We start from the raw sequence: 25,466 nt of genomic DNA, 5'->3' as shown, positions 1-25,466 counted from the left end.
ACGAGACGGCCGGCGCCTCCCCGCACCGCGACGAGGCCGGCCCGGGCCGCAGGACAGCGCCCGAAAGGGCGACTCGGGCGGCCGGAAGGGCGCTCCCCCGCCATTCACTCCGCCATCACACCCACGCCAGTCCCACAGATGGCCATGGGCCAAAAACTGTTTACCATTCAACTTTCAATCAAGTGGAGAGAGAAATGTCGGTCAACGACACGATCACCCCTGAGCCGCTTCTTCAACTCGGTCTGGGCTTCATGGCTTCCAAGACTCTTCTGAGCGCAGTGGAGCTGGGAGTCTTCACCGCGCTGGCCAACGGCGGCCGTGACCGTGAGTCCATCGCCTCCGAGGTGGGCCTGCACCCCAGGTCCTCCGCGGACTTCCTCGACGCCCTGGTGTCGCTCGACGTGCTGACCCGCGACGAGGAGGGCACCTACCGCAACACCCCCGCCGCGGACGTGTTCCTGGACCGGGCCAAGCCGTCGTACGTGGGCGGCATCCTCGAGATGGCCAACACGCGTCTCTTCGGCTTCTGGAACAACCTCACCGACGCGCTGCGGACCGGCGCCCCGCAGAACGAGGTCGCGCACAGCGGCGCCCCGTTCTTCGCGACGCTCAGCCAGGACCCGGTCGCCTGGCGCAACTTCCTCAACGGCATGAACGGAGTCAGCACGCCCCTCGCCGCCGCACTGGCCGCCGACTTCGACTGGACCGGCCGCCGCCACGTCATCGACCTTGGCGGAGCCCTCGGCGCCGTGCCCGCCGCCGTCCTGCGCACCCACCCGGACATCACCGGAGCCGTCTTCGAGCTTCCCCCCGTCGGCCCGGTGTTCGAGGAGTTCGTCGCCGCCCACGGCCTGACCGACCGCCTCACCTTCCACGGCGGGGACTTCTTCTCCGACCCGCTGCCCGAGGCCGACGTCTACGTCATGGGGCAGATCCTCCACGACTGGAACCTGGAGCAGCGCCAGTTCCTGCTCAAGAAGGCCTACGACGCCCTGCCCGAGGGTGGCACCCTCATCGTCTACGACGCCATCATCGACGACGAGCGCCGCCACAACACCTACGGCCTGATGCTGTCGCTCAACATGCTCATCGACACCGAGGGCGGATCAGAGTACACGGTCGCGGATGCCACCCAGTGGCTCCGGGCCGCCGGCTTCGCCAAGGTGGAGGCGCGTCACCTCATCGGCGGCTACACCGCCGTCTACGCCACCAAGTGAGCGTCGACCTCACCACCGAGCATTGACGAGTAGCCGGCGAACAGCCCCGACAGGGACCCCGTTCGACGTGCCGTCGCGGAGGCCGCCCCGAACACGGGCAGCCTCCGCCACGCCTGCCACGGCTGTTCACACCCGGTTCAGGAGATGCGCCTGCGCACCCTCCGCACCTCCAACGGCAAAGCCGTGACCGCCTCATGGGTGCGGCACTCCGGCCATTCTCAAGCCAGGCGCCGGGCGCCGGGCGCCGGTAATTCCGGATCCCCATCCGGCACGCGGCGGGCATGGGCACAGGTTCAAGTCCCGTCACTCACCCTGATCGACTGAGGCCCGGTCCGCACAAGCGGACCGGGCCTCAGTCGTGCGGTCCTGCCGTGGATCCGTGCGGTCGGGCCCGTGCGCGTCCGGCGCGCCCTCTAGGGCCTGTCCGGCGGATCAAGTCGCAGGAAACCGGCGGTGCTTCATCGACGCTGGTGAGCGGGGCTTGGTGCGTCCAGCTGCAAGGCGGAGGAGGGCGACGACGCGGAGCGTCGGCAACCGACGACAACGCCGCAGATGGGCGTGCCAAGCCCCGCGTCTGCGGCATGATCCGCCGGACAGGCCCTAGGCTCACCCAATGCCTCCACCCCACCTCCCCGCCCACACCCTGCGCACCGCCCGTCTCGATCTCCTTCCCCTACGTGTCGAACACGCCGGGGACATGGCCGAGGTGCTGTCCGACCCGGCGCTGCACACGTTCATCGGCGGCGCACCCGCCACTCCGGAAGCCTTGCGTTCACGCTATGAACGCCTCGTCGCGGGCTCCCCCGACCCGGCCGTCGTCTGGTGCAACTGGGTACTGCGGCTGCGCGAGGAGGGGTGTCTCGTCGGTACGGTCCAGGCGACGGTCACCGGGGAGGTCGCGGAGATCGCCTGGGTGGTGGGCACACCCTGGCAGGGGCGGGGGTTCGCCGGGGAGGCGGCGCGGGGGCTGGTCGGCCGGTTGGGCGAGGAGCCCGGCGTCCGTACGGTCGTCGCGCATGTCCACCCCGGCCACCGGGCCTCCGCGGCCGTCGCCGCGGCCGCCGGGCTGGGCCCGACCGACCGGTACCAGGACGGCGAAGTCCGGTGGGAGCTGCCGCTGCGGCGGTGACCTCAGCCCCCTTGCCGCTACGGCGGTGACCTCAGCCCTCGTGCGGGCGATTGGCGGCCCGCCACGCGTCGGCGAACCGGTGGACGTCCTCGAAGCGTTCCTCGGGGTCGGACCGGGTCGCCCGGACGATCACCGCCTGCTGGGCCGGGGTGCCGCGCCAGGCGCGTTCCTCGTCGCCCGCGTCCAGCAGGAGCCGGGCGGTGCGGCCCAGGGTGAAGACCGTCGTACGGGTGTCGATCACGGCCCCGCACACGAACTCCTCGGGGGCCATGAACCGGCGCGAACCCGGCAGGCGTTCCTCCTCGACCACGAACGGGCCCGGCCGGTACTCGTCGAGGTCGACCAGGTGGACGACGTCGCCCCCGAAGTCGTAGAGCAGCGCGCCGTCGTAGAAGTCGACCGCGACATGCCCGGCGACCTCCACCGCGAGATGGGCGTCGAGGACGCGTTCGAAGGCGGCGAGGACGCGGGAGATCGGCAGGGCGCGGAAGCGGGCCATGGGGCTGCCGGGGCCCCTGCGGTCGCGCCATCCACCCACCATGGCCGGGTACAGCACCTCGCCCTCCCGCCAGGGCATCACCACCGCGGCGCCGCCGCGCCCCACGGCGATGCGGTGGACCTGCGGGACGATCGCCCGGTGCCGTACGGCCCGGTGGAAGGCCCAGGCGCGTTCGAGCGAGTGCCGGCCGCGGTCGGTCGCCGCCTCCTTGACGAACCAGCGCGCGCCGTCGAGCAGACGGACACCGTACGACACGCACCCCGAGTCCTGCTCCGGGAACGCTTGGAACACCTCCCCCACCCTGCCCAGGTAGGGCTCCATGGCGGGTACTTCATCGACTCCGAGCAACGGATGGAGGACCATACCGATCAGATTGCACTATCGAAGCCTTTCCGCGCGTCAGGACGAGGCCCGCACCACCAGTTCGGACGGCAGCACGACCTGCCGCTTCTCCAGACCGCGCGAAACCGCGGGGCGACGGTCGGCGATCTCCCCGAGCAACAGATCGATCATGGCGCGGCCCATCTCCTCGATCGGCTGGCGCACGCTCGTCAGGGGCGGGTCCATGTGGCGGGCGATGGCGGAGTCGTCGTAGCCGACGAGGGCGACGTCGTCAGGTATGCGGCGGCCCAGCTCGCGCAGGACCTGGCGGGCGCCCGCCGCCATCACGTCCGAGCCCGCGAACACCGCGTCCAGGTCCGGGCAGCGGGCCAGCAGCTCGGTCATCGCGCGCCGGCCGCCCTCCTCGGTGAAGTCGCCCGGGACGATCAGCCTGTCGTCCACCTCGTGTCCGGCCGCGCGCAAGCCCTCGCGGTAGCCGTCGACACGGCGCTGGGCGCCGAAGACGTCGAGGCGCCCCGCCAGGTGGACGATCCGCCGACGCCCCCCGGCGATCAGGTGCTCGACGGCCATGCGGCCGCCGCCGTAGTTGTCGGAGTCCACGGACGGCAGTGTCTCGTCCGCCGAGCGGCGACCGCTGATCACGGCCGGGATCTCCAGCTGGGAGAGGAGGTCGGGCAGCGGGTCGTCGGCGTGGACGGAGACGAGGAGCACGCCGTCGACGCGGTGGGCGGCCAGGTACTGGGCGAGGCGCTGCCGCTCCCGGTCGCTGCCCGCGAAGATCAGCAGCAGCTGCATCTCGGTCTCGGAGAGCTCCGCGCCGACGCCGCGCAGCATGTCCGAGAAGTACGGTTCCGCGAAGAAGCGGGTCTCGGGCTCGGGGACGACGAGGGCGATCGCGTCCGTGCGGTTGGCGGCGAGGGCGCGTGCCGCCGTGTTCGGGACGTAGCCGAGTTCGTCGACCGCCGCCTCGACGGCCGCGCGGGTCGCGTCGCTGACCCTCGGGGAGCCGTTGATGACCCGGGACACCGTGCCGCGGCCCACGCCCGCGCGCGCCGCGACCTCTTCCAGGGTCGGCCGGCCGCCTCCCCGGCCCCGCGCTCCGTGGCTTGCCATGGTCCGCCTCCCGTCGACGTCGCGCGCTCCGCGACTGGCCTGGAATCTAACAGTCCCGTTCATCACCCAGACCTCGGCGACCCGTACGTGGACGAGGTTGCGTCCATCCCGGCCAGGGACCCCCGGCCGACCGTCCCGCCGGGGCCAATACCCCACTGACACGAGCCACTTCAACCGTCCGCGATGTCTCTCCCGTCCCTCCCCCGGAGTTAGCTAACAGGCCGATAACTGAACGCATCTCTCCGCGTCGGCTCCCTTGACACCCCCGCGTGAACCGACGACTCTTCAACACATCACCTGTGGGAGCGCTCCCACGGTACCTGACACATACACATCCCGCACGTTCCCCGCCCGAGCCGCAGCGAGAAACAACGGGCCCAACAGTGCAGTTGGCCGGGGGGTCGGCACGTCAGGCAACAGGAGGACGCAATGCGCACGATCACCCGCCGGTCCCGCAGTCTGGGGGCCCTCGCGGCCGTCGCCGCGCTGACCACAGGGCTGCTGGCCGGCTGTGCCGACGACAGTGGTGGAAGCAGCGATGGGAGCAGCAGCGGCACGGGCGGAGGCAAGGGCAAGACCACGATCACCTTGGGTCTCTTCGGTACGCAGGGATTCAAGGAGGCCGGTCTCTACGCCGAGTACGAGAAGCTCAACCCGAACATCAAGATCGCCGAGAACGTCGTCGAGCGCAACGAGAACTACTACCCGGCGCTCGTCAACCACCTCACCACCAACAGCGGCCTGCAGGACGTGCAGGCCGTCGAAGTCGGCAACATCGCCGAGGTCGTACAGACTCAGGCGAGCAAGCTCGTCGACCTGTCCAAGGTCTCGGGTGTGAGCAAGACCAACTGGCTGGACTGGAAGTGGCAGCAGGCCACGACCCAGGACGGCCAGACGATCGGACTCGGCACCGACATCGGCCCGATGGCGATCTGCTACCGAAAGGACCTCTTCCAGCAGGCCGGCCTGCCCACCGACCGCGACAAGGTCGGGCAGCTGTGGGCGGGCGACTGGAACAAGCTCGTCGCCGCGGGTGAGACGTACAAGAAGAAGGCGCCCAGCGGCACCACCTTCATGGACTCCCCCGGTGGTCTGCTCAACGCGATCATCAGCAGCAACCAGGAGAAGTTCTACGACTCCTCCGGCAAGGTCGTCTACAAGACGAACCCGGCCATCAAGTCCGCCTTCGACCTGACCGCGAAGGCAGCCTCGGAGGGCCTGGTCGGCGCCCAGACGCAGTTCCAGCCGGCCTGGGACACGACGATCGCCAACAGCAAGTTCGCCGCGGTGGCCTGCCCGCCGTGGATGCTCGGCTACCTCAAGGGCAAGTCGAAGCCGGACGCCGCCGGCAAGTGGGACGTGGCCGCCCCACCCAAGTCCGGCAACTGGGGCGGCACCTTCCTGGCCGTGCCCAAGAACGGCAAGCACGTCACGGAGGCCGAGAAGCTGGTCACCTGGCTGACCGCGCCCGCCCAGCAGGCCAAGCTCTTCAGCGTGCAGGGCAGCTTCCCGAGCGCACCCGGTGCCTACAACCTGCCCCTGGTGACCGGCGCGAAGAACACGATGACCGGTGACACCCCGATCGGCACGGTCTTCGCCGAGGCCGCCAAGGCCATCCCGACGCAGGTGATCGGCGCGAAGGACCAGATCATCCAGCAGGGTCTGACCGACAACGGCGTCATCCTCGTCACGAAGGGCAAGTCGGCCGCTGAGGCCTGGAAGACGGCCACCAAGACCATCGACAACAACCTGGAGAAGTGACCGGTATGGCCACCCGGCACGACACCGCCGCGCCCCCCACCGAGGAGGGGGGCGCGGCCCCGGGCCGTCCGCCCGCCGCCGTACCCGACGAGAAGGAGCAGCGGCGCCGCAACCGGCTGTCCCGCCGCTGGCAGCGGGACATACGGTGGAGCCCGTACGCGTTCGTCTCGCCGTTCTTCCTGCTGTTCCTCGCGTTCGGCCTGTTCCCGCTGATCTACACGGGCTGGGCCTCGCTGCACACGGTGGAGCTGACGGCACCCACCGACATGCAGTGGGCGGGCCTGCGCAACTACACCCGCATCTTCGACGACGACTTCTTCTGGAACGCGGCGAAGAACACCCTGACCATCGGGATCATCTCGACCGTCCCGCAGCTGCTGATGGCGATGGGCCTCGCCCACATCCTCAACTACAAGCTGCGCGGCTCGATCTTCTACCGGGTCATGATGCTCGCGCCGTACGCGACGTCGATCGCCTCCGCCTCGCTCGTGTTCGTGCTGCTGTTCGGCCGCGACTACGGCATGATCAACTGGGCGCTGCACGCGATCGGTTTCGACAAGATCGACTGGCAGAACGACAAGTGGCCCTCGCAGATCGCCGTCTCGACGATCGTCATCTGGCGCTGGACCGGCTACAACGCGCTGATCTACCTGGCGGCGATGCAGGCGATCCCGCAGGACCTGTACGAGTCGGCGGCCCTCGACGGGGCCAACCGCTGGCAGCAGTTCTTCCACGTGACCCTGCCGTCGCTGCGGCCGACGATCCTGTTCACCGTCGTCGTCTCGACCATCGGAGCGAGCCAGGTCTTCGGCGAGCCGCTGCTGTTCGACGCCAACAAGGGCGCGTCCGGCGGCGCCGAGCACCAGTTCCAGACACTCGGCCTGTACCTCTACGAGCAGGGCTGGGTGAACCAGCACCTGGGCCGCGCCTCCGCGATCGCCTGGACGATGTTCCTGATCCTCATCGTGATCGGGATCGTCAATTACGTCATCTCGCGCCGGCTGCGCGCCAGTAGTTAAGGAGAACCGGCCGTGACGACGACCCTGACGAAACCCCCGGCGGACGCGGTACCCGAACCGCCGAAGCGTCTGCGGCGCACCAAGTCGGCGCGCGCGGGCGGGCAGATGCACGCGGGACCCCTCGCGTACGTCATCCTCGCGCTGTTCACGATCGGCTCGCTGGGCCCGCTGGTGTGGACCGCGATCGCCGCCTCCCGCGACACCAACCGGCTGGCGCAGTCCCCGCCGCCGTTCTGGTTCGGCTCGAACCTCTTCCACAATCTCGATGTCGCCTGGACGGAGGCCAACCTGGGCAAGGCCTTCGTCAACACCACGCTCGTGGCGGGTGTTTCCGCGGTGACCGTCGTCTTCCTGTCGACGCTCGCCGGGTTCGCCTTCGCCAAGCTGCGCTTCAAGGGCCGGGGCGCCCTGATGCTGATCGTCGTCGGCACGATGATGGTGCCGCCGCAGCTCAGCGTGATCCCGCTCTACATGATGGTCGCCAAGCTCGACTGGACGGACCAGCTCCAGGCGGTGATCTTCCCGTCGCTGGTGAGCGCGTTCGGGGTGTTCTTCATGCGGCAGTACCTGATCCAGGCGCTGCCGGACGAGCTGATCGAGGCGGCCCGTGTCGACGGCGCGAGCAGCTGGCGGGTGATCTGGCACGTGGTGTTCCCGGCCGCCCGGCCCGCCATGGCGGTGCTCGGCATGCTGGTGTTCGTGCAGACGTGGAACGACTTCCTGTGGCCGTTCCTGGTGCTCACCCAGACCGGCAACCCGACCGTGCAGGTCGCGGTCGCGGGACTCGGCCGCGGTTTCACTCCCGACCAGTCCCTGATCATGGCGGGCGCGCTGCTCGGCACGCTGCCGCTGCTCTTCGTCTTCGCCCTGTTCGGCAAGCAGATCGTCGGCGGCATCATGCAGGGCGCCGTCAAGGGCTGACCTCGTTCGCCGGTGGGAGACCGGTGGGAGAAGGGGAGCCGGGCCACCGCCGCCCCGGCCCCTCCTCCCCCCCTCTTCTCCCTCCCTCGCCCCTCCCCCTCTTCTTCTTACTGTCGGTCTCCACGACCTCCTATGGGAGCGCTTCCATGCCTGAGTCCGCATCGCCCGTGACCTTTCCCCCCGCCTTCCTCTGGGGCGCGGCGACCTCCGCGTACCAGATCGAGGGTGCGGTACGGGAGGACGGCCGTACGCCCTCCATCTGGGACACCTTCAGCCACACGCCCGGCAAGACGGCCGGTGGTGAGACCGGTGACATCGCTGTCGACCACTACCACCGCTACCGGGACGACGTGGCGCTGATGGCGGAGCTGGGCCTGTCCGCGTACCGCTTCTCGGTCTCCTGGTCCCGGGTGCAGCCGACGGGCCGTGGTCCCGCGGTCCAGCGCGGCCTGGACTTCTACCGCAACCTCGTCGACGAGCTGCTCTCGCACGGCATCAAGCCGGCCGTCACCCTCTACCACTGGGACCTCCCGCAGGAGCTGGAGGACGCGGGCGGCTGGCCGGAGCGCGACACGGCGTTCCGTTTCGCCGAGTACGCGCAGATCATGGGCGAGGCGCTGGGCGACCGTGTGGAGCAGTGGATCACCCTGAACGAGCCGTGGTGCAGCGCGTTCCTGGGCTACGGCTCGGGTGTGCACGCGCCGGGACGTACGGACGCGGCGGCCTCGCTGAAGGCCGCCCACCACCTGAACCTGGCGCACGGCCTGGGCACCACCGCGCTGAGGTCCGCGATGCCGGCCCGCAACACGGTCGCGGTCAGCCTGAACTCGTCGGTGGTCAGGCCCCTTTCCCCGTCCCCGGCGGACCTGGCGGCGGTGCGGCGCATCGACAACCTGGCCAACGGCGTCTTCCACGGCCCGATGCTGCACGGCGCCTATCCGGAGGGCCTGTTCGCGGAGACCTCCTCGATCACGGACTGGTCGTACGTCCTGGACGGCGACCTCGCGGTGATCAGGCAGCCGCTGGACGCGCTCGGTCTGAACTACTACACCCCGGCGCTGGTGTCGGCGGCGGAGAAGTCGGCGGACGGCCCGCGCGCGGACGGGCACGGGGCGAGCGCGTACTCGCCGTGGCCGGGTGCGGACGATGTCGCGTTCCACCAGACCCCCGGTGAGCGTACGGAGATGGGCTGGACGATCGACCCGACCGGCCTGCACGACCTGATCATGCGCTACTCGCGGGAGGCCCCGGGTCTGCCGCTGTACATCACGGAGAACGGCGCGGCCTACGACGACAAGCCCGACCCGGAGGGCCGCGTCCACGACCCCGAGCGCATCGCGTACCTGCACGGCCATCTCGCGGCGGTGCGCGGCGCGATCGCCGACGGCGCGGACGTGCGGGGCTACTACCTCTGGTCCCTGATGGACAACTTCGAGTGGGCGTACGGCTACGACAAGCGGTTCGGGGCGGTGTACGTCGACTACGCGACCCTGGCCCGTACGCCCAAGTCCAGCGCGCACTGGTACGGGCAGGTGGCACGGACGGGGTCGCTGCCGTCGGCGGCGTCGGCCGACGCCGAGTAGGTCATTCGGTTCCTTTGTCCGGGGGCGGGGGGAGGGGCGCGGCGCCTGGGGGGGGTGCCGCGCCCCCGACGCGTATCGCGTGCGTGTGCCGCCCGGTCAACGCCCGAGCTCGAACCAGGTGGCTTTGCCCGGCCCCGGCCCGTGCGTGCATCCGCCCCAGGCGTCGGAGCCGTACGAGATGAGCTGTATACCGCGGCCGTCTTCGGCCGCCCGCCACCATCGCCACCGCTACATCCCACGCCCTGGCGAACCTGCTTCACGCGGTGAAGGCCGGAAACCTCGGTCACTGAGCCCCAGGTGCTTGATATCGGCCCGGCATCCCGCAGAAATGCGTCGGCTCACACTGCGACGAGGCGGACCCTGTCCCCGCACAGTTTGACCATGTCGTCGAGGTCCGAGGTGAGCATGACCACCGGGCGGCGCTGCCGCAGCGCCATCTCGGCCACTACGGCGTCGATCGCGTACTCATGGCCGTGCAGCCCGGCGCTGATCAGCATGGCTGAGGCGGCCTTCGCTTCCTCGTCACCGACAGGCACGACTCGAACCCCTGACAGCACCCAGGCGAGCCGAGCCTTGTCAGTCCCCTGATGGACCGCCTCGATGATGGTGAGCGCGCTGATGACCACTTCCATGCCCCGCTTGCGCGCCTCGGCGATGAGCGCGACGGCAGGCTCATGGTCACCGACGAACTTGGACAGGCCTTCGCAGTCGAGGACGAGGGTGCCTTCGTGGCTCAGCTTGCGGCGGGCCACTGCCCCTCCTCGGCGAACACCTCGTCGAAGACGCGGCGCGCCCGCTCCTGCTCGGGCTCGGAGACCGGCCCGTTGCGGCGCTCGTAGTCGGCCAGGTACTCATCCAGGATCTGGCCGCGCAGTTCACGCTCCACGGCCTCGGTGATGAACGCGGAGAACTCACGCTTGCCGACCCGCCGACGGATCGCCTCGGCCGTCCCCTCCGGGAGGGAAAGACTGACGCGGGTAGCGGGTCCCTCGCCGACGCCGTACGGAGTCTCCGTCTCTCCGATGTCACTCATGCGAGCAATTTATCAAACGAGTAGGAATCTCTCCCGGGCAGCCGGGCCGATGCCTTCAGAAAGTTGCCCCGGCGCCGGGACGGGCATGCCCTCCCCCTCGCCTCCCACAGAGGTCTTTGCGACCCTCCGCACCGCTGTCCTGACCTGGTCTTGCGTGGAGTCCTGGCCTACCGTTCCCCCATCCTGGAAGGGGACCGGATGGACCGGAACATACGCACGACCGACGATGTGCTGAAGCTGCTGGACGGCCTGTTCGCGCCGGAGGCCGACCGGTGGACTGCGGGCGGCGCCGCCTGGTGGGACGGCTTCTACGCAGACCGCTCCAAGCCCGTACCGTTCTTCGTCGCGAAGCCGGACGAGAACCTGGCCGGATACCTCGACGAGAAGCTGATCGCCCCGGGCCGCGCCCTCGATCTGGGCTGCGGGCCGGGGCGCAACGCCCTTCATCTGGCCGCCGCGGGCTTCCAGGTGGACGCGGTCGACGTGTCCCCGACGGCCATCGCCTGGGCCGAGGACCGTGCGCGGGAGGCCGGGGCCGAGATCCGCTTCCACTGCGGCGACGCGTTCGCGCTCACCCCTGACGAGCTGGACGGCCCTTACGACCTGATCTACGACTCGGGCTGCTTCCACCATCTGCCGCCGCACCGTCGCATCAGCTACCTCGCCCTGCTCGACCGCGTCCTCGCCCCGGGCGGCCATCTCGCCCTCACCTGCTTCGCCGCCGGCGAGATGGGTTCCGAACTCCCCGACCAGGCCTTCTACCAGCAGTCCGCACTGCACGGCGGACTCGCCTACACGTCCGAGTCTCTGCGCTGGGTCTTCTCCGACCTGACCGAGGTCGAACTGCGCCGCATGCGCGACGAGCCGCCCGAGTCAGGGCTCTTCGGCGAGCCCTTCCTCTGGACGGCCCTGTTCCGCCACGACGGGTAACCCCGGGGCGGTGTCGGCTACTTGTACGCGACGAACGCCTTCGAGAACACCCCCGCGTCCTGCGCGATCGAGCTGCAGGTCGCGTCGGCGGAGTTCTTCGCGCCGCCCGCGCACTGCTTGTCGCGGGCGGCGGACCACATGGAGAGCCAGCCGAGGCCCTTCGACTTGGCGAAGTCGACCAGTTGGGTCGCGTCGTCGACCTTGAAGATCTCGGCGGCGACGTCGTTGACCCCGATCATCGGGGTGATGGCGACGGACTTCCACGCCGCGCTGTCCGACAGCCCGAGGACACTCTTCACCTGGGCCTGGGTGGCGGTGGCGGCCTGCTCGGCGTAGGTGCCCATGTCACCGTTGTACGAGGGGCCGTAGTCCATCGCCATGATGTTGACCGCGGAGATCATCACGCCGTTCGACCTGGCGTCGGAGAGCAGGCTCACGCCGTCCTGGGTCAGGCCCTCGGGCATGACCGGGAGGGTGAAGGACACGTCCAGGTTCGGGTGTTGCTGCTGGAGCTTCGCGATCGCCTTCGCCCGCTTCGTGTTCGCGGCCGTGTTCGGCAGCGCGCCACCCTCGACGTCGAAGTCGACCTTGGTCAGGTCGTACGCGTCCACGGCCTTCCCGTACGCCGCCGCCAGCGCGTCCGCCGACGAGCAGGTCGTCGCCAGCTCCGAGCCCGAGGCGCCGCCGAAGGACACCCTGACGTCGCCGCCCTTCGCCCGCAGCGCGCCTATCTGCGACGCCACACCGTCACTGGCGAGGTCGGTCACCCCGCCCCACTTCGGCGTACAGCCGCCGCCGTCGGTGATGAAGGCCAGGTTGTAGTCCTTCACACCGGTGGCCGTGGCGCTGCCGACCAGGTCGAAGGCCGGGTAGAGGGAGGTGTCGACGTACGGCGCGAAGCCCGCGCCGGTCGTTGTGCCACTGCCGGTGGTCTGCGAGGCGGAGGGAGTGGGGGTGGGCGTGGGGGTGGACGTGGGGGTGGGGGTCGACGTGGGCGGCCGAGTGGCGGTGGGTGTCGGGGTCGGCGTCGGCGACTGGGTCGGGCGGCCGCTCGGCTCCGGCGTCGCGCCGTCGTCCACCGAGCACTTGGCGCCGTCGATGACACAGCCCTTCGGGTCCGCAGTGCCGTTCACGACGAAGCCGACGGTGACCGACTCGCCGGCCGCCAGCCCGTCCTTGTCCCAGGACGGCGGCTTGACGGTGACGTGCTGCCCGCTCACCGTCGACGTTCCGTTCCACAGCGAGCTGAGCCCGGCACCCGACGGCAGGTCGAACTCCAGCGTCCAGTCCCCCTTCGCCTGACCGGTGTCGTTGGTGATGACGTACTGCGCGGTGTAACCCGTCGACCAGTCACTGGTCTTGGTGTACGCGGCACCGACGCCGGCCGCCAGCGCGGTCCCGGAGAACAGGAAGGCGCCACCACCGACCACGGCCGCGGCGACGATCCCGCCTATCGCCTTGTTCCTGCCACTGACCTTGCGCCGGTGCGTAGTGCTCATCGCGTGTGCCTGCCTTCGCCGTTCACGGGGGGGGTGTGGTGCGGCAGCACGCTAGCGATCCGAGATCGGGCAAAACGCCTGATCGGGACGCCCGTTGGCGATCTTATGGTGCGCTTAAGGAAGGCATCGGGGACGGTTAAAGGTAGAGACCAATTCGCCTCACACCCGGCTCGCGCCCACGCCCCGCCTACGACGCCGCACGGACCCCCTGTGCCCGCGCCGCACCGGAGCCCGCCCGTCCAGCTGGATCCATATGCGCACCTCGGTGCCGCCCAGCACCGAGGAACCGATCCGCACGTCCCCGCCCGTCGTCTCCGCGAGCCGGCGGACGATGTCCAGGCCGAGGCCGGTCGAACCGTCGCTCCCGGATCCCTTCCCGCGCGCCATCGCCGCCTCCGGGTCCACGATGCCCGGGCCCGCGTCCGACACCAGCACGATCACCGCGTCCTCGCTGTTGTGCACGTCGACCGCGAAGGCCGTGCCCTCGGGGGTGTGCCGGAACACGTTCCCGAGGAGTGCGTCGAGGGCGGCGACGAGGTCGGCCCGGGCGACGGGTATCCGTACGGGACGGTCCACTCCCGCGACCCGCACCTTGCGCCCCTCGTCCTCGGCGAGCGCCGACCAGAAGTCCATCCGCTCGCGGACGACCTCGGACGCGTCGCACCCCGCGCCGATGACTGTCGCCGCCGTCTGCGGCTTGGCTTCCCGGGCCGTCCGGATGATCGTGTCGACCTCCCGCTCCAACTGCGCCACCGCCGCCCGCGTCTGCTCGGCGGCCGGCCCGTCACCGAGCGAGGCCGTGTTGAGCCGCAGCACGGTCAGCGGGGTACGCAGGCGGTGCGAGAGATCAGCGGCCAGCTCCCGCTCGTTCGCCAGGAGTTGTACGACCTGATCCGCCATCGAGTTGAACGCCACCGCCGCCAGCCGCAGTTCGTTCGGACCCTCCTCGGGCACCCTCGCGCCGAGCTTCCCCTCCCCCAGCTCGTGCGCACCCTCGACCAGCCGCTGTGCCGGCTGCACCATCCGTACCCCCAGCCGGTCGGCGACCGCGACCGAGCCGATGATGAGCGCGACCCCGACCGCGGCGAGCACCGCCCAGGCGGTGCCGACCCCGTTGCTGACCTCGGACTCGGGGACGTACACCTCGACGACCGCGATCTCGCCGGAGCTCAGCGCGGTGGGCTGGAGCAGGGTGGAGCCGCCGGGGACCTCGGTGGTGGAGGCGCGGCCGATGCTGCGTGTGGTCGCGATGTCCTTGGCGGCGGCGCGCTGCCGCCCGATGTTCACCGCCTCGGCGCCGTCGCTCGCCGGTATGTGCACGGCCATCCCGTCGTCCGAGCCGGCGGAGGCGACGACCCGCTCCAGCTGCTCCCGGTCGGTGGTGATGGACAGCGCGGGCGCGACGGCCGCGGCCTGCCGCTCGGCGTTCGAGAAGGCGCGGTCCCTGGCCATCTCCTTGATGACGAGCCCCAGGGGGACCGCGAAGGCCACCACGACCATCGTGGTCACCGCCACGCACACCTTGACCAGTGCCCACCTCATCGCGGCGGCTCCAAGCCCGGTGGTTCCAGCTTCACGCCGACCCCGCGGAGCGTGTGCAGATAGCGCGGCCGCGCCGCCGTCTCGCCCAGCTTCCGGCGCAGCCACGACAGATGGACGTCGATGGTCTGGTCGTCCCCGTACGACTGCTGCCACACCTCGGCGAGCAGCTCCTTGCGCGCGACGACGACACCGGGCCGCCCGGCGAGAAACGCGAGCAGGTCGAACTCGCGCCGGGTGAGGTCCAGTCGGGCGCCGTCCAGCTCGGCCTGGCGGCGCAGCGGGTCGATGGACAGACCGCCGACCCGGATGACCGGCGACGCGGGTGTGTCCCCCGTCGCCCGCGAGCGGCGCAGCACGGCGGCCATCCGCGCGGACAGGTGCTCGACCGAGAACGGCTTGGTCAGATAGTCGTCCGCCCCGTCGTTCAACAGGCGGACGATCTCCGTCTCGTCGTCCCGCGCGGTGGCGATGATCACCGGGACGTCGGTGATACCGCGCAGCATCTTCAGTGCCTCGGCGCCGTCCAGATCGGGCAGTCCGAGGTCCAGGATGACGACGTCGAAAGAGAAATGGGCAACCTCGCGCAGCGCCTCAAGGGCGGTGCCGACACTGCGCACCGTGTGCGCGGCTTCGGTCAGATGCCGGATGAGAGCGCTGCGTACGAACTGGTCGTCCTCGACCACGAGCACACTTGCCATGCGCCGCACCGTACGCCATCTGTGCGATGCCGGTCCGGTGCCTGTGGACAACTCGGGCCGCCGTCCCGTCCCGAGAGACGGGAGACACCCATGGGGCGCGTGAGGCAGTATGGCTGGCGATGCTCCGAGGATTCGTACACGTACTGGCTTGGTCGCTCGCCACGGGCGCGGCGGTCACGCTGTCGTGGTGGGGTGTCCACACGGTCATGACGGGGACGGCCTACGATCCGCCGCGCGCGCTGCCCATCATGGCGGGCGGGGCGACGACGCAGGGGGCCAAGGCGCTTGCCTCGTCGACGAGTCGACCCTCGGCGAGCCCGAGCCCCGCCGCCTCGAAGCCGACGGCGAGTCCGCGGCCGAGCGCGACGCCGGTCGCCTCGGCATCGCCCTCCGCCGACCCGGGTCCGAGCGCCTCCGGACCGGCGGGGCAGGTCAAGAGTTACGACACCGCCGGGGGGCGGGCCGTCTTCGATCTCGGCACGACCTCCGCGACGCTCGTCTCGGCGACGCCTGGTTCGGGGTGGTCGATGCAGGTGTGGAAGACGGAGTCGTGGATTCGGGTGGAGTTCACTTCGGGGGCGGACCGGGTGTCGGTGTTCTGCACGTGGCACGACGGGCCGCCGCGGGTGGAGATCGGCACGTACTAGCTGCGCGGGCTTTGCGGTTCGGGTGCGGGTTTGTTGTGGCTGGGCGCGCAGTTCCTCGCGCCCCTTTCGGGGCGCCCAATAACCGGGGCGCGAAGTCGCCCTCTGTCAGCGGAACACCGATGCCGGCGGGGCCGGGGATGCCACCGCCGCCGCGTCCAGCACCGGCAGCGCTCCCCCGGTGAAGTCGGTGAGCTGTCTGCCGTGTTCGAGTCTCGCCGGGTGCGGGTCCGAGGCTGCGCGGCGGGTGAGTTCGGCCAGGGGCAGGGGGTGGCCGGAGGCCACGAGGACGGCGTTGCCGAAGCGTTTGCCGCGCAGGACCGTGGGGTCGGCGATGAGGGCGAGCTCGGGGAAGACGGTCGCGGCGGTGGCGATCTGGCCGCGCAGGTGGGCCAGCGGGGGGCCGTCGGCGAGGTTGGCGGCGTACAGGCCACCGGGTCTGACGGTTCTGCGGACGTCGGTGAGGAACTCGACCGAGGTGAGGTGTGCGGGGGTGCGGGCGCCGCTGAACACGTCCGCTATCACCAGGTCCGCCCAGCCGTCGGGGACCTTGGCGAGGCCTTCGCGGGCGTCCAGGGAGCGCACGCGGATACGGGCGTTCGGGTCCAGGGGGAGCTCGCGGCGGACCAGTTGGACGAGGGCCCCGTCGCGTTCGACGACCTGCTGGGTGGAGCGGGGGCGGGTCGCGGCGGTGTAGCGGGCGAGGGTGAGTGCGCCGCCGCCGAGGTGGACGGCGTGCACGGGCTTGCCGGGCGGGGCCACGAGGTCGATGACATGGCCGAGGCGGCGCTGGTACTCGAAGCTCAGATGGGCGGGGTCGTCGAGGTCGACGTGGGACTGGGGGGCGCCGTCGATGAGGAGGGTCCAGGCGCGCGGGCGGTCCCGGTCGGGTATCAGCTCGGCGAGGCCGCCCTCGACCGTCTCGACGACGGCGTCGGCCGACGCCTGCCCGCGGCGCGAACCGCGCGACGCGTCACGCGCCGCGCCCTGTGCGTCGTCGGACCGCTTGTTCCTCGACCTTCCCATCCTGCCATTATCAGGGCGTACAGGGAGGTCGGCGCAGCGGCAACCCGTGGGGGCGCCGCCCGGTGTCTTCGGCGTCAGCGGCAGTTGTCCGCGGCCTCGATCAGCCGGGCCGCCTCGCCCAGCGCCGCCCGCAGCACGGCCGGGTCGGTCGCGAGGTCCGCGTCGCCTGGCGGCAGCAGCCAGTCCGAGCCCTCGACCGGGGGCTCGGGTGCCACCAGGCCGAGGCCGCGGCCGTTGGTCTGGGTGCAGGTGCTGCCCGGCATGTCCCAGGCGTCCGCGGTGCCGGGCGGCACCAGGAAGCCGAGGGTGTCGCAGCCGTCGTCGAGCAGGACGGGCCCGACCAGGGCGCAGGAGCCGCGGCGGAGGATGTCGGCCGCCTCCAGCCCCTGGCGCGCCGGAACGGTCACGAGGTCGCAGTCGGCGACCGGCTCCGGTGGGGCGTCGCACTCGGGGGACGGCCGGTGCCCGTCGGCCGGCAGCGGCGTACGAAACTCGGTGCTCTCCATCCCGGCCTCCAACACGGAACCCCTCCTCCTGCACGAGTGGGTCGGGAGTTCGGGTGCGCTCCCGGTCCACCGGGTTCAACGCGTCAGAACGTCAACGGCTACGGCACAACACAGCCGCAAAGGATGGCAGTTCATGGCAGATCGTGGATGAGATATCCGTTTTGTAGCCAAACCCAGCGTGGCGACGTCGTCACAGCAGGTACGTTCTTGCTCCGCCGGGACAAGGCGACACACGCCGCAACACGGACAACTCGCCTTGAGTCCGGCATGGTTCGACGGTTCGCAAGAGAGGGCCCGGCCATGGCGTCGTCAGCGGTGACCTCGTCCCAGTCCCCCCGGCCACCACGGCCGAATCTCGCCTTCCGGCGGCTGCGCGGACAGCGCTCGCCGGGCGAGTTCGCCGCGACGGTACGGAGGGCCGCGCGCGAGATCGGGGAGCGGGTCAGCTGTGACGCGCGCTACATCGGGCGGGTCGAGGCAGGCGAGATCCGCTGCCCCAACTACGCGTACGAACGGGTGTTCCTGCACATGTTCCCCGGCCGCACGCTGACCGACCTGGGCTTCTCGCCCCGCTCGTCCGTGCGCGGCCGAGGGGCGCGCGACACGGACGAGGCGCCCCCTCCCCACACCACGAGCCCGACGTACGCCACCGGTGAGACGGAGGAGACGCCCGAGACGTATGACACGCAGGACCCGTATGACACGCACGAGAACCACGAGGAGAGCGACGTGCAACGTCGCGCATTCATGACTGGAGGCACCGCCACCGTGGCGGCGGCCTCACTGGGCCCCTTCGGGGTCGCCTTCGGCACTCCGGCCGCGGCCGCGGACCGTCGGGTCCACCGGGTGGGGACGTCCGAGGCGGGCGCCCTCGAAGAGGCCGTCCGCCGGATCAGGCTGCTCGACGACCGGCACGGGGCCGACGGCCTCTACCGGCGGGCCGCGGCGCCGCTGCGCACGGCCTACGAGCTGCTCGACGCGGGCACCACCCGGCAGACCACCGCCGACCGGCTGTACGCGGGGGCGGGCGAACTGGCGATCTCGGTGGGCTGGTTGGCACACGACTCCGGGCGCTTCGAGGACGCGCGCTCGCACTACGCCGAGGCGCTGGCGACCGCCAGAATGTCCGGCGACGCGGCCCTCGAGGCGCACGCCTTCTGCAACACGGCGTTCCTGGCACGCGACGCGGGGCGCCCGCGCGAGGCGGTGCGCGCGGCGCAGGCGGCGCAGCGCGCGGCACGCCCGCTCGGCTCCCCGCGGCTGCTCTCGCTGCTCGCGCTGCGCGAGGCGGGCGGCTGGGCCGGACTCGCCGACCGCCCGGGGTGCGAGCAGGCGCTCGTCCGCGCGCAGACGCTCTTCGAACGCGGCCCCTCGGAGACCGATCCCGAGTGGATGACCTTCTACGGAGAGGCCGAACTGGAGGGTCTGGAGGCGCAGTGCTGGTCGACGCTGGGCGACTGGACCCGCGCGGCCCGGCACGCCCGGCGCGCCGCGCACCTCCAGGACCCGCACTTCACTCGCAACATCGCCCTCTACACGGCCGAGCTCGCCGACGACCTCGCGCGCGGCGGCCGCCCCGACGAGGCCGCCCTCGCGGGTCTGCGCGTCCTCGACCTGCTGGGCGAGGTCCAGTCGTCGCGCATCCAGACCATGTTGGCGGGCACCGCGCGCGTACTGCTGCCGCACCGCCGGGCCTCGGGTGTGTCGGCGTTCCTCGAGCGCCACGCGAGTCTGCCGCGCATCCCGTGATCCCGGCCGCCCGCCGGTGCTTACGCGCTCAGGTGCCCGCAGTCGTTCCACGCCTCGATCGCGGGCTCTCCGTAGGCCCAGCCGAGCACCGACAGCGAGGTCGGGCTGAGGCGGATACGGGCCGCGAAGTCGAGCGGGAGGCCGAGCCAGCGGGCGCCGATCGAGCGCAGGATGTGCCCGTGCGCGAAGACCAGCACGTCCCGGTCCTCCGCACGGGCCCAGGCGACGACCTCGTCCGCCCGCGCGGTGACCTGCTCCAGGCTCTCCCCCTCGGGAACGCCGTCGCGCCAGATGAACCAGCCCGGGCGCACCGCCTGGATCTCGGCCGGGGTCATGCCCTCGTACGCGCCGTAGTCCCACTCCATGAGCGTGTCCCAGGTGGTGGCACGCTCGCCGAAGCCGGCCAGTTCGCACGTCTCACGCGCGCGTGCCAGCGGACTGGTGCGCACCTCGACCCCCGAGAGCCCGTCGAAGGGCGCCCGGTGCAGTCGCTCCCCCAGCACCTTGGCGCCGCGTCGGCCCTCTTCCAGGAGCGGGATGTCGGTCCTGCCGGTGTGCTTGCCGGACAGTGACCACTCCGTCTGGCCGTGCCGGGCCAGCAGGATGCGCGGTGCCATGAAGAGAAGCCTTTCCGGTGCGCGTGGAGGACGTGCGGGACGAGGAGGACACGCGGACCTGAGAGATGGGTCCTTCCATCATGTCCCACCCCCGCCTCGGGCAACCCGGCGGGCGATCTCTGCGTCTTTGACGACCAGGGGGCGCCTCCTTAAGCCGTTCACATACACCGTAAAATCGGATGGCCGCGTCATCGGAGCGCAATCGGCTGGTCACGTAGGCAACAACCGCAGGTCACGCAAGCAGATGGGGGAGGACGATCGGATGCCGCAGACCGATGCACGGCGAACCGAGGCGGCACCGCGCGCCCGGCTCCGCCGGTGGACCGAACTGCGCACCGCCGCATCGCACACCCGGCTGCGCTGGTGGACCGAGCTGCCGCTGCTCGTGATGGTGTACGCGTCGTACTCGGCGGGCCGGCTGCTCGCCCGGGGCGACACCGACGACGCCGTCGGTCACGGCCTGGAGATCCTGCGCATCGAGAAGGCCCTCCACCTCAACGCCGAGCACCCGCTGAACCGGCTGTTCACCCGCGAGGCCTGGCTCGGCGTCCCCGCCGACTTCTGGTACGCGTCGCTGCACTACCTGGTGACGCCCGCGATCCTGATCTGGCTCTTCCGCTCCCGGGCCGTGCGCTACCGCGCCGCCCGCACCTGGCTGATGACATCCACGCTGATCGGGCTGATCGGCTTCACGTTGATGCCGACCTGCCCGCCCCGGCTGCTCTCCGCGGGTCACGGCTTCGTCGACACGATGGCCCAGTACAGCTCGTACGGCTGGTGGGGCGGCGAGGCGAGCGCGCCGCGCGGCCTCGGCGGCATGACCAACCAGTACGCGGCGATGCCCAGCCTGCACGTGGGCTGGTCACTGTGGTGCGGAGTGATGCTGTGGCGCTACGGCCGCACACCCGTCGTCCGGCTCGCGGGCATCGCCTATCCGCTGCTGACCACGATCGTCGTGATGGGCACCGCCAACCACTACTTCCTCGACGCTGCGGCGGGCGCCACGGTGATGGGGATCGGGCTGCTGCTGACCCCGTACGTACTGCGGCTCGCGGACCGCGTGCGGGGGCTGCTCAGTGCCCGCGTCCCGTGGGTCGCGGGCGCCTCGCGCGGCGCACGTTCCTCGATTGTCAGTGGCGGATGCCAGACTTCCACGGGTGAACGAATTCCCCGACAGCGCGAGTCCCGAACCGGGCCTGAAGCCGAGCCGGGTGCCTCCCCCAAGGATGCCGGGGAAGGTGCTGCGGCAGCGGCTCGCTGAGCTGCGCGGTTCCGCCGTACCGCCCAAGGCGCTGGACGCGCGGGCCCTCGCGGCGCTCGCCGCGAACCCAGGCTGCGACCGGCGCGCCCTGCTGGACGGCGCGGGCGTCGACAAGGCGAAGCTGGCGGACGCGCTGGGCTCGCCGTCCGCCTTCGGCCAGTCCCAGTTCGCCTTCATGCGGGGGAACGCGTTCGAGGCGCGGGTCAAGGCCGACGGCGGCGCGGAGCTGCTGCGGCTGGTGCACGAGAAGCTGGACCCGGGCGCCGAGCCGCCCGCGGCCGGTGTCGTCCCTGACCTGAGCGCGGTCGGCCCGGAAGGGCGCGCGGCGCGTACGGCGCTCGCCCTGCGCGAGGCCACCATGGCCGCCGCCTGGACCCTGCTCGACCACCCCATGCTCGCCCTCGACGTCGCGGGCTCCCCCGCCTTCCTGGAGCCGGACGCCGTCGTCGTCCATCCCGACGGAAGCTGGACGGTCGTCGAGATCAAGTCCTTCCCGATGCTGGACGGCTCCGCGGACCCGGCGAAGGTGGGCGCCGCCGCCCGCCAGTCCGCGGTCTACGTGCTCGCCCTGGAGGAGGTGGCCGCGCGCCTCGACGCGGGGCCACAGGGGCGGGGCGCCCAGGACGGCGACACCGTCCCCGACGTTCGCCACCGGGTCCTGCTGGTCTGCCCCAAGGACTTCTCCAACCTGCCCACCGCCTCCGCCGTCGACATCCGCAAGCAGCGCGCGGTCACCCGCCGCCAGCTGGACCGCCTCACACGCGTCGAGGACATCGCGGACGCCCTCCCCGAGGGCACCTGCTTCGCCCCCGACCTCCCGTCCGCCGACCTGACGACCGCCGTCGAGTCCGTCCCCGCGACCTACGCCCCCGAGTGCCTGGCCGCCTGCGAGCTCGCCTTCCACTGCCGCGACCGCTCCCGCGCCGAAGGCGTGGTGACGGCCCTGGGGCGCTCGCTCCGCTCCGAACTGGGCGGGCTGACGACGATCGGTGAGGTCCTGGCGGCGGCCCACGGCGCGGCCGGGGACCCCGACGACCCGGCGGTCGTGGCCCTGCGCAGGGCAGCGGCGCTGCGGGCGGAGGCCCTGCGGGGGCGCGCGACGCCTCCCGCCGGCCGGCCGGAGCCGGCCGGCGAAGCCCTCCCGGAGGTGGCCCCTTGTCGCTGATCGCCACCCTCGCCCGGCTGGAGGCCGTCGAGAGCGGGCGGGCCCAGCCCCTCGCCACCGTGCGGCACCGGCATCTCACCGACCGGCCCCTGGTGTTCGTACCGCTGACCACCGCGGGTGAGGCCGGGGCCCCGCTCGGGGCGCTGCTGGGCACGGACCGGGACGCACCCCGCCTGCTGGTCGTGCCGCAGCCCCGGGACCGCGACCTGCGGTTCGCATTCCTCGCGGAGCTGGCCGATGTCGTACTGCCGTACGTGGACACGTACGCGGACGTCGTCGAGGCGGCCGAGCGCAGCGAGACCGATCCCGAGACCGGCAAACGCGTCAAGGTCGAGGTCGAACTGTGCGCGGACGCCCCGCAGCTGATCGTGCCGAGCCGCGCGGGCGTGGAGTTCGTACGGCTCCTCGGCCGCTCCACGCGGTTTCGGCGCACCGCGGAGCAGGAGCCGGAGGCACCCCATCCGGCGCCGCCTCGGGTGCCGTTGCTCGGGCGGTGGCTGACGCACTTCGGGGAGCGGGCCCGGGTGCCCGGCTCCGCCCTGCTGCTCGCCCTCACCGACGTACTGTCCCGGCACTGGGCGACCGGCCAGAGCAGCCTGGAGGACCAGCACCTGGGGGCGCTGCTCGCCTGGATCGACCCCCCGGAGGGTGCGTCGGGCGCGGCGGACGCGCTGCGGGCCGAGTTGCGGCGGGATGCCCGGGGACAGCTCGTGTGCCCGCCCGCGGGCCCGGCCACCGATCCCGCCTTCGACAACAAACTGCTCGCTCCCGCCATCGAGCGCTACGACCGCGCGCGGACCGCCCTGGCCGCCGCCGAGGACGGCTTGGAGGCGGACGACCGGCTCGGTGAACTCACCGCCGCCGAGCGGGAGATCCGCGCTCTCGTCGAGCAGGTCACCCGGCCCACCTGGGACGCGGTGTGGCGCGGCCTCGACCTGCTGCGGACGCTCCCCGAGGGCACCCACGCGGCCGACCGATGGACCCGTGACCGCTGGTCGTTCACCGGCCACCGCGACCGGGTCACCGCGGGCGAGCCCCCGCAGCCACGCCGTGACGACGCGGTCACCGCGGCGAACAAGCTGGCCACGCGCGAGCGCGAACAGGCGCGCCTGGACGCGCAGGAAGCCCTCGACGATCCGCTCGTCATGGCCGGGCGGCGGCTGGTCGGGGAGGCCTTCGCGGGTGAGGTCACGGACGTCGTCATGGCGTACAGCGAGAGCAAGCGGCCGAGCCCCCGCCCCCTGGTGACCGTGCGCACGGACGACCGGCCGCACCTCGGGGAGCGGACGAAGGTGTACCGGTCGCTGGGCGGGAAGCCGCAGGCGGCCGAGTTCGTCGGGTACGAGGAGTCGGCGGAGGGCGACGGGCTGGTGGTCCTGCGGATCGTCGACAAGATGGGGCGCGGCAAGGAACCCGAGACCGGGTCCGTGCCGGAGAAGGGGGACCTCCTCTGCTTCACGCTCTTCGAGCACGAGCAGCGAGGCGGCGCGAAGCTGCCCGACCCGGAGGAGACCCCGTGGACGCACGGCGGACCACCGGGAGAGCCCGACGCGGTACCGCGGCCGGACCCGGTGACGGAGGAGGACATCCTGTGACGACGGTCTTCGATCCCGCGGCCGCGGCCGGCCGCGCCACCGACGCGATCCTGGACGACACCCTGCACGGCACGCACCGCGGCATCGTGGTCGACTCGCCCCCGGGTGCAGGGAAATCCACCCTCGTCGTCCGCGCGGCGCTCGAACTCGCCTCCGCGGGGCGCCCGTTGATGGTCATCGCGCAGACCAACGCCCAGGTCGACGATCTGGTGCTGCGGCTCGCCGAGAAGAACGGGGAGCTGCCGGTGGGGCGCTTGCACAGCAGCGATCCCGACCCCTACGACAAGGCGCTGGACGACCTGCCGAACGTACGCAAGTCCACCAAGGCCGGCGATCTGGCCGGCCTGGACGTGGTCATCTCGACCGCCGCCAAGTGGGCCCACGTCAAGGGGGTCGAGCCGTGGCGGCACGCGATCGTCGACGAGGCCTACCAGATGCGGTCGGACGCGCTGCTGGCCGTGGCGGGGCTCTTCGAGCGGGCGCTGTTCGTGGGCGACCCCGGACAGTTGGACCCGTTCGCGATCGTCGGCTCGGAGCAGTGGGCGGGGCTGTCGTACGACCCGTCGGCGTCCGCGGTGACGACACTGCTGGCCCACAACCCCGAACTGCCGCAGCACCGACTTCCGGTGTCCTGGCGGCTGCCGGCCTCCGCGGCGCCGCTCGTCTCGGACGCGTTCTACCCGTACACGCCGTTCCGCAGCGGCACCGGCCATGGTGACCGGCGGCTGAAGTTCGCCGTGGCGTCGGACGGTTCGGGTCCCGACCGGGTCATCGACGAGGCGGCGGAGGCGGGTTGGGGGCTGCTGGAGCTGCCCGCCCGGCATACGCCGCGTACGGACCCGGAGGCGGTACGGGCGGTGGCCCAGGTCGTACGACGGCTGCTGGACCGGGGCGGTGCGGCCACCTCGGAGCGGGCGGACGAGCCGGTGCCGCTGACCGCCGACCGGATCGCCGTCGGCACGGCGCACCGGGACCAGGCGGCGGCCGTACGGGCGACGCTCGCCGACCTCGGGGTCGCGGACGTCACCGTCGACACGGCGAACCGGCTTCAGGGGCGGGAGTTCGACGTGACCGTGGTGCTGCATCCGCTGTCCGGGCGGCCCGACGCGACCGCGTTCCACCTGGAGACGGGGCGGCTGTGCGTCCTCGCCTCGCGGCATCGGCACGCGTGCATCGTGGTGTGCCGGGCGGGGGTGACGGATCTGCTGGACGACCATCCGTCGACGGAGCCGGTGCAGCTGGGGGTCACGGTGAAGTTCCCGGACGGCTGGGAGGCAATGATGTCCACATGGGATCACTGGTCCGAGCACCGGGTGGCCTGGCGGCCCTGACCCCCGCTCCGGCAGCCGCCCCGACAGGCGATCAGCGCGACACCGCCCCATCCGCCGGACGGAGTCCGGCCCGCCGCCGGAGGCGGCCGATGGGTACAGCCCCGGACGGCTGGGAGGCAATGATGTCCACATGGGATCACTGGTCCGAGCACCGGGTGGCCTGGCAGCCCTGACCCCCGCTCCGGCAGCCTCCCCGACAGGCGATCAGCGCGACACCGCCCCATCCGCCGGACGGAGTCCGGCCCGCCGCCGGAGGCGGCCGATGGGTACAGCCCCGGACGGCTGG

General features: G+C 71.5%; 23 protein-coding genes. 13 read left to right on the top strand and 10 right to left on the bottom strand.

Features of this window, described 5'->3' with window-relative positions; all coding sequences use genetic code 11:
* Positions 1 to 194: 194 nt before the first annotated feature.
* Positions 195 to 1,217 (top strand): methyltransferase, encoded by a 1,023-nt coding sequence (locus ACZ69M_RS00170; protein ID WP_470045711.1) that lies wholly within the window; start codon positions 195 to 197, stop codon positions 1,215 to 1,217.
* Positions 1,218 to 1,830: 613 nt separating this feature from the next.
* On the top strand, positions 1,831 to 2,346 hold the full coding sequence (locus tag ACZ69M_RS00165; RefSeq protein ID WP_470045710.1) for a GNAT family N-acetyltransferase: 516 nt from the start codon (positions 1,831 to 1,833) through the stop codon (positions 2,344 to 2,346).
* 31 nt (positions 2,347 to 2,377) lie between these two features.
* On the opposite strand, the gene ACZ69M_RS00160 is transcribed toward ACZ69M_RS00165, so the two are convergent.
* A complete protein-coding gene (locus tag ACZ69M_RS00160) occupies positions 2,378 to 3,208 on the bottom strand; it encodes a serine/threonine-protein kinase (protein ID WP_470045709.1) in 831 nt (276 codons plus the stop codon).
* 36 nt (positions 3,209 to 3,244) lie between these two features.
* The gene (locus ACZ69M_RS00155; RefSeq protein ID WP_470045708.1) at positions 3,245 to 4,300 is read right to left on the bottom strand and encodes a LacI family DNA-binding transcriptional regulator; all 1,056 of its coding nucleotides are present in this window, start codon (positions 4,298 to 4,300) and stop codon (positions 3,245 to 3,247) included.
* Positions 4,301 to 4,729: 429 nt separating this feature from the next.
* Between ACZ69M_RS00155 and ACZ69M_RS00150 the strand changes: the two genes are divergently transcribed.
* From ACZ69M_RS00150 to ACZ69M_RS00135, 4 genes are all read left to right on the top strand, one after another.
* Positions 4,730 to 6,061 carry an ABC transporter substrate-binding protein gene (locus ACZ69M_RS00150; protein ID WP_470045707.1) on the top strand — a complete coding sequence of 444 codons (1,332 nt, stop codon included), beginning with the start codon at positions 4,730 to 4,732 and terminating at the stop codon, positions 6,059 to 6,061.
* Positions 6,062 to 6,066: 5 nt separating this feature from the next.
* Positions 6,067 to 7,080: a carbohydrate ABC transporter permease gene (locus ACZ69M_RS00145; RefSeq protein ID WP_168491858.1), complete on the top strand. Its 1,014-nt coding sequence runs from the start codon at positions 6,067 to 6,069 to the stop codon at positions 7,078 to 7,080.
* A 12-nt stretch (positions 7,081 to 7,092) separates the two neighbouring features.
* Complete coding sequence (locus ACZ69M_RS00140; protein ID WP_470045706.1) at positions 7,093 to 8,001, top strand: carbohydrate ABC transporter permease; 909 nt, start codon at positions 7,093 to 7,095, stop codon at positions 7,999 to 8,001.
* 146 nt (positions 8,002 to 8,147) lie between these two features.
* A complete protein-coding gene (locus tag ACZ69M_RS00135) occupies positions 8,148 to 9,584 on the top strand; it encodes a GH1 family beta-glucosidase (protein WP_470045705.1) in 1,437 nt (478 codons plus the stop codon).
* A gap of 338 nt (positions 9,585 to 9,922) precedes the next feature.
* On the opposite strand, the gene ACZ69M_RS00130 is transcribed toward ACZ69M_RS00135, so the two are convergent.
* Complete coding sequence (locus ACZ69M_RS00130; protein WP_470045704.1) at positions 9,923 to 10,336, bottom strand: DNA-binding protein; 414 nt, start codon at positions 10,334 to 10,336, stop codon at positions 9,923 to 9,925.
* The gene (locus ACZ69M_RS00125) at positions 10,318 to 10,617 is read right to left on the bottom strand and encodes a hypothetical protein (RefSeq protein WP_470045703.1); all 300 of its coding nucleotides are present in this window, start codon (positions 10,615 to 10,617) and stop codon (positions 10,318 to 10,320) included. The genes ACZ69M_RS00130 and ACZ69M_RS00125 overlap by 19 nt, the downstream gene beginning before the upstream one ends.
* A gap of 198 nt (positions 10,618 to 10,815) precedes the next feature.
* On the opposite strand from ACZ69M_RS00125, the gene ACZ69M_RS00120 reads away from it, so the two are divergent.
* Positions 10,816 to 11,547: a class I SAM-dependent methyltransferase gene (locus tag ACZ69M_RS00120; protein WP_470045702.1), complete on the top strand. Its 732-nt coding sequence runs from the start codon at positions 10,816 to 10,818 to the stop codon at positions 11,545 to 11,547.
* Positions 11,548 to 11,564: 17 nt separating this feature from the next.
* Here ACZ69M_RS00120 and ACZ69M_RS00115 read toward each other — a convergent pair whose 3' ends face one another.
* The 3 genes from ACZ69M_RS00115 to ACZ69M_RS00105 all read right to left on the bottom strand — a co-directional run bounded on the left by ACZ69M_RS00115 (position 11,565) and on the right by ACZ69M_RS00105 (position 15,286).
* On the bottom strand, positions 11,565 to 13,046 hold the full coding sequence (locus tag ACZ69M_RS00115) for a glycoside hydrolase family 18 protein (RefSeq protein WP_470045701.1): 1,482 nt from the start codon (positions 13,044 to 13,046) through the stop codon (positions 11,565 to 11,567).
* A 159-nt stretch (positions 13,047 to 13,205) separates the two neighbouring features.
* Positions 13,206 to 14,588 (bottom strand): sensor histidine kinase, encoded by a 1,383-nt coding sequence (locus tag ACZ69M_RS00110; RefSeq protein ID WP_470045700.1) that lies wholly within the window; start codon positions 14,586 to 14,588, stop codon positions 13,206 to 13,208.
* Positions 14,585 to 15,286, bottom strand: coding sequence for a response regulator transcription factor (locus ACZ69M_RS00105; RefSeq protein ID WP_319747852.1), 702 nt, complete (start codon positions 15,284 to 15,286; stop codon positions 14,585 to 14,587). The genes ACZ69M_RS00110 and ACZ69M_RS00105 overlap by 4 nt, the downstream gene beginning before the upstream one ends.
* Positions 15,287 to 15,405: 119 nt before the next feature.
* Here ACZ69M_RS00105 and ACZ69M_RS00100 point away from each other — a divergent pair, with 119 nt between their 5' ends.
* Positions 15,406 to 15,933: a hypothetical protein gene (locus tag ACZ69M_RS00100; RefSeq protein WP_470045699.1), complete on the top strand. Its 528-nt coding sequence runs from the start codon at positions 15,406 to 15,408 to the stop codon at positions 15,931 to 15,933.
* A 105-nt stretch (positions 15,934 to 16,038) separates the two neighbouring features.
* On the opposite strand, the gene ACZ69M_RS00095 is transcribed toward ACZ69M_RS00100, so the two are convergent.
* Together ACZ69M_RS00095 and ACZ69M_RS00090 are read right to left on the bottom strand one after the other, a co-directional pair.
* Complete coding sequence (locus tag ACZ69M_RS00095) at positions 16,039 to 16,956, bottom strand: spermidine synthase (RefSeq protein WP_470045698.1); 918 nt, start codon at positions 16,954 to 16,956, stop codon at positions 16,039 to 16,041.
* Between the two features lie 74 nt (positions 16,957 to 17,030).
* Positions 17,031 to 17,462, bottom strand: a complete 432-nt coding sequence (locus tag ACZ69M_RS00090) for a hypothetical protein (RefSeq protein WP_470045697.1) — start codon at positions 17,460 to 17,462, stop codon at positions 17,031 to 17,033.
* 300 nt (positions 17,463 to 17,762) lie between these two features.
* On the opposite strand from ACZ69M_RS00090, the gene ACZ69M_RS00085 reads away from it, so the two are divergent.
* On the top strand, positions 17,763 to 19,211 hold the full coding sequence (locus ACZ69M_RS00085) for a hypothetical protein (RefSeq protein WP_470045696.1): 1,449 nt from the start codon (positions 17,763 to 17,765) through the stop codon (positions 19,209 to 19,211).
* Positions 19,212 to 19,231: 20 nt separating this feature from the next.
* Here the strand turns inward: ACZ69M_RS00085 and ACZ69M_RS00080 are convergent, their stop codons facing one another.
* Entirely contained in the window at positions 19,232 to 19,828 is a 597-nt protein-coding gene (locus ACZ69M_RS00080) for a histidine phosphatase family protein (RefSeq protein WP_470045695.1), read from the bottom strand.
* 262 nt (positions 19,829 to 20,090) lie between these two features.
* Here ACZ69M_RS00080 and ACZ69M_RS00075 point away from each other — a divergent pair, with 262 nt between their 5' ends.
* The 4 genes from ACZ69M_RS00075 to ACZ69M_RS00060 are packed head-to-tail and all read left to right on the top strand — an operon-like array spanning position 20,091 to position 25,180.
* Complete coding sequence (locus ACZ69M_RS00075) at positions 20,091 to 21,089, top strand: phosphatase PAP2 family protein (protein WP_470045694.1); 999 nt, start codon at positions 20,091 to 20,093, stop codon at positions 21,087 to 21,089.
* On the top strand, positions 21,040 to 22,254 hold the full coding sequence (locus ACZ69M_RS00070) for a hypothetical protein (RefSeq protein WP_470045693.1): 1,215 nt from the start codon (positions 21,040 to 21,042) through the stop codon (positions 22,252 to 22,254). Before ACZ69M_RS00075 ends, ACZ69M_RS00070 begins: the two co-directional genes overlap by 50 nt.
* Positions 22,245 to 23,849: a hypothetical protein gene (locus tag ACZ69M_RS00065; RefSeq protein ID WP_470045692.1), complete on the top strand. Its 1,605-nt coding sequence runs from the start codon at positions 22,245 to 22,247 to the stop codon at positions 23,847 to 23,849. The genes ACZ69M_RS00070 and ACZ69M_RS00065 overlap by 10 nt, the downstream gene beginning before the upstream one ends.
* Positions 23,846 to 25,180, top strand: coding sequence for an AAA domain-containing protein (locus tag ACZ69M_RS00060; RefSeq protein ID WP_470045691.1), 1,335 nt, complete (start codon positions 23,846 to 23,848; stop codon positions 25,178 to 25,180). Before ACZ69M_RS00065 ends, ACZ69M_RS00060 begins: the two co-directional genes overlap by 4 nt.
* The last annotated feature ends 286 nt before the right edge of the window (positions 25,181 to 25,466 follow it).

The organism is Streptomyces sp. NPDC107454, from assembly GCF_055582885.1.
Note: the sequence above shows the minus strand (reverse complement) of the source record. Positions and strands in the feature narration are given on the sequence as shown.

Excerpts from the sequence above, each read along its gene's own strand:
- ACZ69M_RS00170 (WP_470045711.1), top strand. The coding sequence starts at position 195 with ATGTCGGTCAACGACACGATCACCCCTGAGCCGCTTCTTCAACTCGGT.
- ACZ69M_RS00165 (WP_470045710.1), top strand. The coding sequence starts at position 1,831 with ATGCCTCCACCCCACCTCCCCGCCCACACCCTGCGCACCGCCCGTCTC.
- ACZ69M_RS00160 (WP_470045709.1), bottom strand. The coding sequence starts at position 3,208 with ATGGTCCTCCATCCGTTGCTCGGAGTCGATGAAGTACCCGCCATGGAG.
- ACZ69M_RS00155 (WP_470045708.1), bottom strand. The coding sequence starts at position 4,300 with ATGGCAAGCCACGGAGCGCGGGGCCGGGGAGGCGGCCGGCCGACCCTG.
- ACZ69M_RS00150 (WP_470045707.1), top strand. The coding sequence starts at position 4,730 with ATGCGCACGATCACCCGCCGGTCCCGCAGTCTGGGGGCCCTCGCGGCC.
- ACZ69M_RS00145 (WP_168491858.1), top strand. The coding sequence starts at position 6,067 with ATGGCCACCCGGCACGACACCGCCGCGCCCCCCACCGAGGAGGGGGGC.
- ACZ69M_RS00135 (WP_470045705.1), top strand. The coding sequence starts at position 8,148 with ATGCCTGAGTCCGCATCGCCCGTGACCTTTCCCCCCGCCTTCCTCTGG.
- ACZ69M_RS00125 (WP_470045703.1), bottom strand. The coding sequence starts at position 10,617 with ATGAGTGACATCGGAGAGACGGAGACTCCGTACGGCGTCGGCGAGGGA.
- ACZ69M_RS00120 (WP_470045702.1), top strand. The coding sequence starts at position 10,816 with ATGGACCGGAACATACGCACGACCGACGATGTGCTGAAGCTGCTGGAC.
- ACZ69M_RS00115 (WP_470045701.1), bottom strand. The coding sequence starts at position 13,046 with ATGAGCACTACGCACCGGCGCAAGGTCAGTGGCAGGAACAAGGCGATA.
- ACZ69M_RS00110 (WP_470045700.1), bottom strand. The coding sequence starts at position 14,588 with ATGAGGTGGGCACTGGTCAAGGTGTGCGTGGCGGTGACCACGATGGTC.
- ACZ69M_RS00105 (WP_319747852.1), bottom strand. The coding sequence starts at position 15,286 with ATGGCAAGTGTGCTCGTGGTCGAGGACGACCAGTTCGTACGCAGCGCT.
- ACZ69M_RS00100 (WP_470045699.1), top strand. The coding sequence starts at position 15,406 with ATGCTCCGAGGATTCGTACACGTACTGGCTTGGTCGCTCGCCACGGGC.
- ACZ69M_RS00095 (WP_470045698.1), bottom strand. The coding sequence starts at position 16,956 with ATGGGAAGGTCGAGGAACAAGCGGTCCGACGACGCACAGGGCGCGGCG.
- ACZ69M_RS00090 (WP_470045697.1), bottom strand. The coding sequence starts at position 17,462 with ATGGAGAGCACCGAGTTTCGTACGCCGCTGCCGGCCGACGGGCACCGG.
- ACZ69M_RS00085 (WP_470045696.1), top strand. The coding sequence starts at position 17,763 with ATGGCGTCGTCAGCGGTGACCTCGTCCCAGTCCCCCCGGCCACCACGG.
- ACZ69M_RS00080 (WP_470045695.1), bottom strand. The coding sequence starts at position 19,828 with ATGGCACCGCGCATCCTGCTGGCCCGGCACGGCCAGACGGAGTGGTCA.
- ACZ69M_RS00075 (WP_470045694.1), top strand. The coding sequence starts at position 20,091 with ATGCCGCAGACCGATGCACGGCGAACCGAGGCGGCACCGCGCGCCCGG.